Source organism: Myxococcus xanthus (assembly GCF_013116825.1).
Classification (GTDB): domain Bacteria; phylum Myxococcota; class Myxococcia; order Myxococcales; family Myxococcaceae; genus Myxococcus; species Myxococcus xanthus_B.
The window spans coordinates 1-10,971 of the sequence record NZ_JABFNS010000207.1 but is presented as its reverse complement, the minus strand read 5'-3'; the positions used below and the strand labels follow the sequence as shown (position 1 = coordinate 10,971).

General features: G+C 68.8%; 12 protein-coding genes. 2 read left to right on the top strand and 10 right to left on the bottom strand.

What is annotated here, in order from left to right; all coding sequences use genetic code 11:
• The coding region (locus tag HNV26_RS35325) for a hypothetical protein (protein ID WP_253817349.1) at window positions 1-607 on the top strand (607 nt) is incomplete at its 5' end.
• A gap of 15 nt (window positions 608-622) precedes the next feature.
• On the opposite strand, the gene HNV26_RS35320 is transcribed toward HNV26_RS35325, so the two are convergent.
• From HNV26_RS35320 to HNV26_RS35300, 5 genes are all read right to left on the bottom strand, one after another.
• A complete protein-coding gene (locus HNV26_RS35320; protein WP_171445282.1) occupies window positions 623-1,609 on the bottom strand; it encodes a hydrolase in 987 nt (328 codons plus the stop codon).
• A 55-nt stretch (window positions 1,610-1,664) separates the two neighbouring features.
• Window positions 1,665-2,012, bottom strand: coding sequence for a YkgJ family cysteine cluster protein (locus tag HNV26_RS35315; RefSeq protein ID WP_171445281.1), 348 nt, complete (start codon window positions 2,010-2,012; stop codon window positions 1,665-1,667).
• Complete coding sequence (locus HNV26_RS35310) at window positions 2,009-3,151, bottom strand: hypothetical protein (protein WP_171445280.1); 1,143 nt, start codon at window positions 3,149-3,151, stop codon at window positions 2,009-2,011. The genes HNV26_RS35315 and HNV26_RS35310 overlap by 4 nt, the downstream gene beginning before the upstream one ends.
• A gap of 21 nt (window positions 3,152-3,172) precedes the next feature.
• Window positions 3,173-4,129: a GNAT family N-acetyltransferase gene (locus HNV26_RS35305; RefSeq protein WP_171445279.1), complete on the bottom strand. Its 957-nt coding sequence runs from the start codon at window positions 4,127-4,129 to the stop codon at window positions 3,173-3,175.
• 75 nt (window positions 4,130-4,204) lie between these two features.
• Window positions 4,205-4,876: a hypothetical protein gene (locus HNV26_RS35300; protein ID WP_171445278.1), complete on the bottom strand. Its 672-nt coding sequence runs from the start codon at window positions 4,874-4,876 to the stop codon at window positions 4,205-4,207.
• A gap of 210 nt (window positions 4,877-5,086) precedes the next feature.
• Between HNV26_RS35300 and HNV26_RS35295 the strand changes: the two genes are divergently transcribed.
• Window positions 5,087-6,082: a DUF481 domain-containing protein gene (locus HNV26_RS35295; protein WP_171445277.1), complete on the top strand. Its 996-nt coding sequence runs from the start codon at window positions 5,087-5,089 to the stop codon at window positions 6,080-6,082.
• An 80-nt stretch (window positions 6,083-6,162) separates the two neighbouring features.
• On the opposite strand, the gene HNV26_RS35290 is transcribed toward HNV26_RS35295, so the two are convergent.
• Genes HNV26_RS35290 through HNV26_RS35270 form a run of 5 tightly spaced genes read right to left on the bottom strand, consistent with a single transcriptional unit; the run spans window position 6,163 to window position 10,869 of the window.
• Entirely contained in the window at window positions 6,163-6,618 is a 456-nt protein-coding gene (locus HNV26_RS35290) for a cytochrome C oxidase subunit IV family protein (RefSeq protein WP_171445276.1), read from the bottom strand.
• 14 nt (window positions 6,619-6,632) lie between these two features.
• Entirely contained in the window at window positions 6,633-7,301 is a 669-nt protein-coding gene (locus HNV26_RS35285) for a cytochrome c oxidase subunit 3 family protein (protein ID WP_171445275.1), read from the bottom strand.
• On the bottom strand, window positions 7,291-8,961 hold the full coding sequence (gene ctaD, locus HNV26_RS35280) for a cytochrome c oxidase subunit I (protein ID WP_171445274.1): 1,671 nt from the start codon (window positions 8,959-8,961) through the stop codon (window positions 7,291-7,293). The genes HNV26_RS35285 and ctaD overlap by 11 nt, the downstream gene beginning before the upstream one ends.
• On the bottom strand, window positions 8,945-9,991 hold the full coding sequence (gene coxB / locus HNV26_RS35275) for a cytochrome c oxidase subunit II (protein ID WP_171445273.1): 1,047 nt from the start codon (window positions 9,989-9,991) through the stop codon (window positions 8,945-8,947). The genes ctaD and coxB overlap by 17 nt, the downstream gene beginning before the upstream one ends.
• Window positions 9,988-10,869, bottom strand: coding sequence for an SCO family protein (locus tag HNV26_RS35270; protein WP_171445272.1), 882 nt, complete (start codon window positions 10,867-10,869; stop codon window positions 9,988-9,990). The genes coxB and HNV26_RS35270 overlap by 4 nt, the downstream gene beginning before the upstream one ends.
• Window positions 10,870-10,971 lie beyond the last annotated feature (102 nt).

Sequence of the window (10,971 nt, the reverse complement as noted above, 5' to 3'; positions counted from 1 at the left end):
GGGCATGGGGGGGCTATCCGCGCTGGCGGCGGTAGGGGTGCTGCTGACGGCGCAGGCAGCGCCAGCTTCGGGGCTCCAGCGGCGGACCCAGGACCCGGAGCGGTTGGCTCCCTTCGGATTGATGCTGGACGCCAGCGCACCTGAGGGCGCGGGCCTGTCACTCTCCTTCCGGCCCACGCGAATGCTCCGGCTCCATGTGGGCGGCACGCACAACGGTGTCCGTCCCGGAGCGCGCGTGGGGCTCACGCTGCTGCCCTTGAAGGGCCGCCTGACGCCCGCGCTGACGCTGGAGGCCGGCCATGCGCGGCCCGCGAATGGTGAAGGCCTGGAGCGGCGCATCGTGGACCGCACGCAGATGCCCATCCACTCGTTGGAGCGCGTGGGCTACTCCTACGCGAGCGCCCTGCTGGGCTTCGAATGGCAGGCCCCGAAGCGGCTGACCTTCTTCGTGCGCGGCGGCTTCAGCATCATGCGGTTTTACAGCCCGGGCATCGTCGGCGTGGACGAGCAGTTCCGCGACGCGCTGGAGCCCGCGAACTTCCACGGCTGGAGCCTGAGCAACATCGAGCCCACCGCGAAGCTCGGCATCCTGTTGTCCTTTGGCTGAGCCGAGGCCGCCGCCTCAGTCCGCGCGCGGCTGGGACAGCACCGTGTCGAAGAAGGCCAGCGCCTGCGCCTCCGCCCAGAAGTGGGGCCGGTGCACCTGGCCGCCAACGAAACCGACGTGTCCACCGTGCTCCGTCACCACGACGCTCAGGTGGGGATTCGCGGCGGCGGCGGGCGGGATGACGGGGGCCTCCAGCATGGGGTCGTCCGCGGCGCTCAGCAGCAGCGTGGGCCGGCGGATGGCGTGCAGCCGTGGGCCGGCGGAGGATTCCGCGTAGTAGTGGGCGGCGTCGCGGAAGCCGTGCAGCTTGGAGGTGACCGCGTCGTCGAAGGCGCGGATGGTGCGCGCCGCCTCCATGGCCCGGCCGTCGAAGGCTCCCGGAAAGTGGCGCAGCTTTTCGCGGGCCTTCTGCTTCAGCGTCCGCAGGAAGCGCTCGCGGTACAGCCGGTGGAAGGGGCCTCCCGCGTCGAGCTTGCGACAGCAGGCGCTCAAGTCATACGGCGCGCTGACGGACGCGGCGGCCTCCACGGGCGCGTCGTCGCCCAGCGTCTCCAGCAGCCGGCACAGCACGTTGGCGCCTAGGGAGAAGCCCACCGCGAAAAGCGGGCCGGTGACGCGGGCGCGCGTCTCGTTCAGCACCCGGAGCGCGTCGTCGATGTCGCCCGAGTGGTACGAGCGCGCCAGCCGGTTGGGCTCGCCGCTGCATGAGCGGAAGTTGAGCGCGGTGGCGCCCCATCCGCGCGTCCGCGCACCGCGCAGGATGGCGGTGACGTAGCCCGCGCGGGACGAGCCCTCCAGGCCGTGCAGCGCCACGACATGCGGCGCGCCCGCCGCGCCGTCGAAGGTGTCCAGGTCGACGAAGTCGCCGTCTGGCAACTCCATGCGCTCGCGTCGCAGCGCGGGCGTGCGGGTGGGGCGCACGAGCGAGGCGTAGATGGTCTGCGCATGCTCGTTGGCCAGGCCGGGCGCGGGCACGAAGGGCTGGGTGGGCTGGAATCGCACGACCGGGGGATAACGCCCGTGCGCGGGGACGACAAGCGCTCTTGCCACCAGTCGCCTAGTCCTTGGCGCCGTCAGGGCGGCGCAGGGTGGCCAGGCGCCGGGCCATGCGCATGGACGCACAGCCCTGCTCGCGCAAGGCGCGGGCCTCCGCCTGGAGCCCGAAGAGGCCCAGGTACTTCTCCACGCGCTCCTCCAGCGTGGGGGCCTCGATGAGGGTGCAGACTTCATCCGCCTGGTAGTCGCGGCAGATGGCGGGCCGCTCCTCGTAGACTCCGCAGAGGTTGTCCTCTTGCAGGTGTGGGCAGCGCAGGCCCAGCGGCTTGTCCAGCGCGGCGATGTCCGGCGCCACGCAGCAGGCGCCGCAGCGCGTGCACTCCACGGGCTTGGAGTGGGGGGCGCTCATCGGGGCACGACCTTCTCCACCGTGCCCAGGTTCGTCACGGTGAGGCGCGCGCCCTGGCCCTTCTTCCAGACGAGGAACATCCGTTCGTCCTCCGGCTCCAGCACGTGCTCATGGGCGCCGTCATCCTCGTAGCGCAGCCGCACTGTGTACGTCTCCTCGCGGCGCAGCCGGTCCGCGGCGCCCACGGCCAGCTCGGGCCAGCGCGGCGCATCGTCGGTGCCGGACGCCTCCCTGCGCGTCAGCGGCTTCCACTCATGGGTGTCGTAGGTGCACTGGTCCGCATACACGGGCTCCTGGCGGTAGCGCGTCTCGTTCTGGCAGTCCTCATAGGACTCGCGGCAGTACTTCGTCACGTCCTCACACACCTCCTCCATGAAGCCGTTGCCCATGTCCTTGCGGCGGCACTTCTCCTCCGTGCCGCAGGCCACCTTGCGCGACTTCGTCCGGCACACCCGCTCCGTGCCGTCGGGGACGCGGCGGGTGCCTCGCTGGACGGACACGCAGTCGCGGATGTCGGCCACGCCCGCCACCTCGCCGATGCCGTTGACGGGCATGCGGGGCGTGACGGAGCGCAGCTCGTTGCGCCAGCCCCGCTTCGTCACCTGGGTGAAGCGCTCCTGAATCACGGTGCGCTTCCAGGCCGTGCCCGTCACCTCGCCGGGAAACTCATGCGCCTGGCCTGCCCACAGGCCGAAGACACTGGAGCCGAGGCAGCAGAGGAACAGCGAGCCCAGCGCCAGGAGCATCGGCGCCTTGCCCTTCGCGGGACGTGACTGCGGCGGGGGGGGCGGTAGGGGCTCGTCGAACGCCTGGCGTGGAGCCGCCCTCGCGTCGTCGGTGCGCTCGGCGCCGCAGTGCTTGCAGCGCGTCGTGTCCCCCCGCGTGGCCGCGCCGCAGAAGGCGCAGAACCAGTCCTCTCCCGCCTTGGCCAGCTCCAACGCCGCCGCGTCGGTGACGCCCTCGCGCAGCGACTTCCCGCTGGCCGCGTCCACGCCGCCGAAGTCGAACTCCGACTCCTTGCCCGTCAGCTCGCGCGGGTTGTTGCAATGAGGGCAGCGCTTGTGCCGGGCGCGAATCGACTGCGTGTCACACGAGGTGCAGTTCCACGTGCCCTCGATGATGCGGGTTCTGCGGGCCATGCGCGCATCCTAGCCGCACGCTCACGCCCACAGCGCGCGAGCGAAAGGGATGTCCGCGGCGGTGGGCAGTCCCTCGCGCAGGGGCCGCACCATGGGCAGCGAGCCATCCCGGGCTTCGCGGCTGGCCTCGGGAAGCCGGGCCACCCACGGCATGGTGCCCGGCTCCTCCCACAGCACCACCTTGGACAGTCCGGCCTTGTGGGCCTGGGCCCCCGCGGCCTCCAGCAGCGCGGCGGCGTCATCCTCGGAGCGCGCGTCCAGCATCAGCACCACCAGCTCTCCCTGGCGGGCCACCATCGCCCACAGCGCCGTGGAGGCGCCCACCACCGCGCCGCAGGCCCGGGGCCGGGGGCGGCGCAGCAGCTCCGCGTAGATGCGCTCGCGCTCCAGGTGCCAGTCCACCTGCGGGGCGTCCGGCCACAGGTAGAAGGGCACCTCCGGCCGCCGCATCCGCTCGAGCGCCGAGGGCACGTCCGCGTCTTCCAGCAGCGCGTCCACCTTGTGCATCGCGGGCCCGTTGCTCACCGGCAGGTGCCAGTCCCAGGCGGGGACCTCCTGGTAGCCGGAGCGCCGGTAGATGCGGGCGCCCACGTCGGAGTAGAGCACGGCGGCCTGGGCGTCCGGCTCCGTGCGCTCCAGCTCCGCGGCCACCTGGTCCATCAGCCGCGTGGCATGGCCGTGTCCGCGCAGGGCCGGCTCGGTGTAGACGCTGGCGATGACGAAGCTGTCGCCGCGCGTCGTCTGACAGGCGGGGCCGCGCAGGTAGCTGGGCGTGCGGAACGTCTCGCACGAGGTGAGCACGCGGCCGGCGTCATCGCACAGCAGCCAGGTGCGCATGGTGTCCCGGCTCCAGGGATGGGCGCGCAGCCGCTGCTCCCGCTCGAGGAACTGCTCGACGGTGAGGGGCGACCCCCAGGCGGTGTAGGTGTGGCGGTCTCTTTCGGCCTTCTGTGCTTCGTTGGCGACAACCAGATGCATGGCGGGCAGGGTAGTCGCGCGCGCGGCGCTTCGCAGCAGCCCTGGAGGGCCCGTGAGGCCTGCCTGCCTTCCGCCTTACAGGCGGACGGTGTAGGGGAACCGGAAGTGGAGCTGAAGGTAGGCCTGTCCCACGTGGAAGATGCCCTCGCGCAGGCGCTCGGGCAGGCCCAGGCCTCCCAACTCCTGCGGGACGTAGAACGCGGACTCCCAGCCCACGCCCAGCAGGAAGCGCTTGGAGAGCTGGAGCTCCAGGTCGATGCCCACCTCCGCGCCGGGCCGCAGGAAGTGCGTGTTGGGCAGCGTGTCCGAGTGCATGTAGACGTACGTCAGCACCAGCCCCGCGCCGAGCGACAGCCGTGCCGGGCTGGACGTCAGCGGCACCCCCAGCGACAGTGGCTTCCAGGTGGCGCCGTACATGCCGGTATCGCGCAGCTTGGGGGAGATGATGAGCGTGTCCGGGATGAGGATGGACGGGGAGATGCGGACCTCATCCAGGCTCTTGGCGTACTTGCGGTAGCGCTGGGGCACGCGACGCTGGTTCTTCTTCAGCCACTCCTTGTCCAGCACCGCCTCCACGGAGAGTTTCAGCCCGGTGTGGATGGGCTGGTCGTCGAACGCGGGGCCGAAGAAGGCGAAGGCCGCGGGCCCCACCCCCACGTCCACCGGGACGGTGACACGCTGGGCGGAGGCCACGGCGGGGACGAGCAGGGCGCAGAGCAGCACGAGCGGAGCGGGGCGCAGGGGCATGGGCCTTTTTCCTTCAACAGCTGCCTGGAAGGCGGTGGGAACGGACCCACCCGGTGCGGCGGCGGCGGGCGTGTCCGAATTCGACCATTAAGCCATTGAAGCGCGGCGGGCCTTTGAAGCAGGAAGGGAGCTGCGTCGGCATCGGGGGGAACACAGGACTTCCACACCCGGACTCATGCTTCTTGCCGGCGTCGTTGACCTGGAGACCCGATGCTTTCCGCTGCCTTCTTGATTGCCACGTCCCTGCAGGCGCAGACGCCTGCGCCCGCTTCCTCCACGCCGCCGGCTCCCGCCGCCGAAACCGCGCCCGCCGCGTCCCTCAGCGTGGAGGAGCGTGCCGCCGCCGCCGCCGAGCGCGCCGCCATCGCCGCTGAGCGCGCCGCCGAGGCCAGCGCCCGTGCCGCCGAGGCCGCCGAGCGCGCCGCCGCCGCCACCGCCGCCACCGTTCCGCCACCGGCCCCCGCGGCCGCGGCCGCCACCGACAAGAAGCAGGGCGAGTGGGACGTCACCGTCGGCCTGGGCCTCATCTCGCTGACGGGTAACGCCTCCACCTTGACGGTGAGCGGCCTTGCCAGCGCCCAACGCACGACGGAGAACTGGATCTACGCCGTCAAGTCCTACGGCTCCTATGGCCGCAGCCGTCCGCCCGAGGTGACGGGCGAGGAGTCCGTGTCCCAGGTGGTGGCGTTCAACGCGGGCCTGGAGCTGCGCGGCGACCGGCGCTTCACCGACGTCATCAGCGGCTACCTGCTGGCGGGCGCGGAGACGGACCACGTGAAGAGCGTGGAGTCGCGCACCTTCGGCGAAGGCGGTCTGGGCGTGCTGTGGTGGGACGAGAAGAAGGAGAAGGGCCGCGAGTCCTACCTCCGCACGGACGCCGCCTTCCGCTACGCCAACGAGACGCGCTTCCAGTACTACCCCACGCGGATGAACCTGCCGGACGTCGACCTGGGCGGCCCTCGCTTCGGCGCCGTGTTCCGCTACGGCCTGGCGCAGAACGTCACCTTCAAGGAGGACGTGGAGGTGCTGGTGAGCGTCATCGGCGACTCGCGCATGCTCTTCAACAGCCAGACGCAGCTGTCCGTGGGGCTCACCAAGCAGCTGTCGCTGGGCACCAGCTTCCTGGTGAAGCATGACAGCGCGCCGCCTCCGGGCAAGGTGTCCACGGACACCGCGCTGGCGCTGAACTTGGAAGTGATGCTGTAGCCCGCAAAAGCAACGCGGCGCCGGGGATGTCCCTCGGCGCCGCGTGTGGGTGGGGTGAGGCGGTGGGCGCCCCGACCGCCTTACTGCTTGGGCGCGCCGGACTCCTCGCCCATCTTCCCTTCCTTGCGGATGGCGCCGCCGTAGCGGCCTTCCTCGGCGTCCGCGCCGATGTCGATGGCCTGCAGGTCGCTGTACGTCGAACCCGGAGGCGTGGCGCCGCGGAAGCGGGTGCCCAGGTCCACCATTGGAATGGCGAGCAGCAACACCACGAAGATGATGGAGACGGCGAATACCAGTCGGTTGGCGCCGCGGTGGTCAGCCAGGTGCATGAAGTAGAGCAGCACCAGCGTGCCCTTGGTGGAGGCGATGACGAGCGCCAGCACCAGGCCCCAGGTGGGGATGTGGATGCGGCCGGTGACGACGGTGACGACCGTCAGCACGAGCAGCAGGCCCCAGATGAGCCAGTAACGGCCCGCTCCGTGGTGCTCCTCGCGCATGTTCTGTTCTTCTTGCCGGGATTCGTTGGCAATGCCCATGGTGGAGGAACCCTTCAAACGAGGTACAGCATCGGGAAGAGGAAGATCCACACCAGGTCGACGAGGTGCCAGTACATGCTGCCCAGCTCGACCATGGTGAAGTTGTTCGGCCCGAAGTCGGCCTTCTTCAGCGCGCGGACCATGGAGAAGGCCAGCACGATCATGCCGATGACGACGTGGATGCCGTGCAGGGCCGTCGCGCAGAAGTAGACCGTGAAGTACAGGGGGACGCCCGGAAGCTGGATGCCCTCGTACGAGTAGAAGCGGCCCGGCAGCGTGCCAATCTCAAACTTGTGGTGGTACTCGAAGTACTTGATGACGAGGAAGCCGACGGCCATCACCAGGGTGAGGCCAAGCTGCACCGCCACCATCTTGTTCTTCCCCTCCTTCGCGTAGTGCACCGCGAGCGCCGCGGTGAGCGAGGAGGTGATGAGCACCACCGTATTGATGGTGCCCAGCGTCAGGTCCAGGCTGCGGCTGGCGGCGGCCCACGCCTCCGGGAAGAGGAAGCGGTAGACGCCGTAGCAGATGAAGAGGCCGGCGAAGAGCAGGATTTCCGTCGCCAGGAACAGCCACATGCCCAGTCGCGCGGCGTGGTTCTGCACCTCGAGCGAGGCGAAGTGGCCGGCGAGCCGGGGGACGGGCAGGGCGGCGCCCCCGGCGGCGTGAGAACTAGACTGCATCGGGCACCTCGGCCTTCTTGGGGTCCACGTAGAAGTGGGGCTCTTCCGGGAACTCCGGCTGCGGCCCCACGAAGTTGTGGGTCGGCGGCGGAGACTCAGACAGCCACTCGTAGCCCTTGCTGCGCCACGGGTTCTTGCCGGACGCCTTGCCGTAGATCAGAGCGTACGTCAGGTACATCGCGATGATGATGAACCCGAACGCCAGCAGCGTCGCGCCGGCCGTGGAGGCCACGTTCAGCGACTGGAAGCGCTCCGGGTACTCGTAGTAGCGCCGCGGCATGCCGTTGTTGCCCAGCAGGAACTGGGGAATGAACGTGGCGTTGAAGCCCAGGATGATGAGCGCCGCGGCCACCAGACCCCAACCCTCGTGGTACGTGCGCCCGAACATCTTCGGGAACCAGTAGTGGAGGGCGGCCAGGAAGGCCATGATGGTCGCGCCCACCATGATGAAGTGGAAGTGCGCCACCACGAAGTAGGTGTCGTGCCAGGCGACGTCCAGCGACACCGTGCCCAGCGCGATGCCTGTCATGCCACCGAACACGGTGAAGAACAGGAAGCCGCAGAAGTAGGCGAAGGGCGTCTTGAACTCGACCGCGCCCTTGTAGACGGTGCCCACCCAGTTGAAGACCTTGATGGCGGTGAACACGCCCACAATCATGGTCAGCACGCCGAACAGGCCGCCCGCGAAGGTGGACTGGCCGGACACGAACATGTGGTGGCCCCACGCGAAGAAGCCCACGAAGGCGATGCCCAAGCTGGAGTACGCCACCGCGCGGTAGCCGAAGATGTTCTTGCGGCTGTAGGTCGCGACGACCTCGCTCATCACGCCGAAGGACGGCAGCACCATGATGTACACGGCCGGGTGGCTGTAGAACCAGAACAGGTGCTGGAAGAGCACCGGGTCACCGCCGCGCGCCGGGTCGAACATGCCGAACCCGAACAGGTTCTCCACCGTCACCAGGACCAGCAGCAGGCCGATGACCGGCGTGGCCAGCACCTGGATGCAACTGGTGGCGTAGATGGCCCACACGAACAGCGGCATCTTGAACCAGGTGATGCCCGGTGCCCGCATGGTGTGGCACGTCACGATGAAGTTGATGCCCGTGACGATGGAGCTGAACCCGATGATGAACGCGCCGAACAGCACCGGCGCCACCGTGGTCGTCGTGTGCGCGCTGTACGGGGTGTAGAACGTCCAGCCCGTGTCCAGGCCGCCGTTGAGCATGCCCCACAGCGCGAGCACCGCGCCGGCCAGGTAGATGTAGAGCGACAGCAGGTTCAGCCGGGGGAAGGCCACGTCCTTGGCACCCAGCATCAGCGGCAACATGAAGTTGCCGAAGACGGCGGGGATGGCCGGAATCATGAACAGGAAGATCATGACCAGGCCATGGAGCGTGAACGTACGGTTGTACGTCATCGCGTCCATGATGGTCGGGCCCGGCGTCAGCAGCTCCACCCGGATGAGCAGCGCGAAGATGCCGCCCACGAGGAAGAACAGCAGGACCCAGAACAGGAACATGAGCCCGATACGCTTGTGGTCAACCGTCAGCAGCCACGACTTGATGGTGGTGCCGTCGACCAGGTAGTTCGGGTGGTGGTCATGATGCTCCTCGGGCGCGGGGGTGGCGCCCGGGGCTGCAATGCTACTGGATGGCGTCATAGGCGGGTCCCTCGGAGGCGCCCTCACGGACGTTCGGAGTGCGAAGCGACTTGATGTACTCGACGATGGCGGCCGTCTCCGGGCCCTGCAGCTTGCCCTGGTAGGTCGGCATCACGTTCTGGTAGCCCGCCACCAGGTGGGCGCCCGGGTCCATCATCGACTGGGTGATATAGGCCTCGTCCACGCGGATGGTCTGCCCATCATCGAGCTTCTCCACGCGGTCATACATGCCCAGGAAGGTCGGGCCGATGTGCTGCGAGCCGTCCACCGAGTGGCACTTGAGGCAGCCCTGGGTGCCCGCGAGCACCTGGCCCTGCTCCACCATGCGCGCCACCGGCGGCACAAGGGAGTTGTCCGCCAGCGCGTCCTGACGGTCCTGCAGACGGCCGCGGCGCTGCTCCTGGATCCAGTTCTCGTACTCCTCCTGCGGGAGCACGACGACCTCGGCCAGCATCTTCGAGTGCGACAGGCCGCAGTACTCGGTGCACAGCACCTGGTACGTGCCCGGCTTGGTCGCCTCGAACCAGATCTGCGTGTAGCGGCCCGGGAGCGCATCCATCTTGATGCGGAAGGCCGGCACGTAGAAGGAGTGCAGCACGTCACGCGAGGTGATGAGCAGACGCACCGGGCGGTTCGCCGGTACGTGCAGCACGTTCACCCCGTTGGGGCCCTCCGGGTAGGAGAACTTCCACATCCACTGCTTGCCCATGACGTAGACATCCATCGAGTCCTTGGGCGGCGTGGTGACCCACGTGAAGTCCCGGAACCCGATACCGAACCAGGCCAGGAAGAACACGAGGGGAACGGAGACGAAGAGGAACTCCGTCTTCAGGGTGGGGACGATGTACTCCGTCGCCTGCGCCGGGAGGCGGCGGCGATAACGGAAGAAGAAGAACAGGGCCGCCAGACCGACCGCCGTCGACATCACCATCGTCGTACCCACGACGAAGTGATGCAGCGAGTCGATGCGCTCCGCGAACGTGGACGCGGCCTCCGGGAGGAACAGGATATTGTTGAGAAGCTCGCTCATGCCGCCGCGCCTTTCTTCAGCTCGCGCCTCCAGAAGTAGATCAGCATCGTCGCCAGGGCGCAGAACACGGCTATGCCGCCCAGGCGGATGAACCCGAAGATGTAGAAGCCATACCGCCGAGTGGCGGTGTCATACTTGAAGCAGGACAGGATGATCTGATCGAAGCTGGTACCCACGCGGCCATTGGCCGCCTCCAGCAACGCCAGCTTCATGTCCGAGGGGGGAAACGTCGTCCCGTAGAGATACCGGGAGATGCTGCCCTCCGGCGTGAGCACGTGCACCACGGCTGCGTGGGCGTACTGCTTCGTGCTCTCGTCGTAGGTGTACTTGAAGCCCAGGGCGTCGGCGAGCCGGCGGATTTCCGCGTCCGTGCCGGTCAGGAAGTGCCAGGGGGCCGTCTCCGGCTTGCCCATGGACTGCAGGTGCCGCCGCCGCCGCTCCAGGCTCTGGGCGGGCGTGTCGTCAGGGTCGATGCTGACGGTGACGGCTTCGTAGTCCTTGCCCAGCTCGAGCCCGAGCTCTTTCATGGACTGCACCTGGGCGTTGAGCACCAGGTTACAGAGCATGGGACAGTTGTAATAGACGAGCGTCAGCAGGGTGGGCCGCGTCTTCGGCACCACGTCGCCCAGGCGCACCTCGCGCCCGGAGGCGTCGAGGAAGCGGGTGTCCATGGGCACCAGCTCCCCCAGATGCTCCTGCACGTCCACACCCTGGATGGGGGGCGGCAGGTCCTGCTGTGCCTCCAGGATGGCCCGGGGCGTCTTCCCGGCACCTGGCATGGCCGAGGCCGGCACCGCGACGGCCAGCACCAGCGCCGCCGCGGCGAGGAAGCCCGCGCGGCAGGCGCGCGGAAGGATGTAGGAGCGGGTGGACATCATTGCAGGACGGCTCTTACGACAGGGGAGCGCCGAAGGCTACTGCTGCGGTGCCGGAGGCGTCTGCCCGGGAGGGGTCTCCGGCGTGGGCGTGGAGGGCGGGGC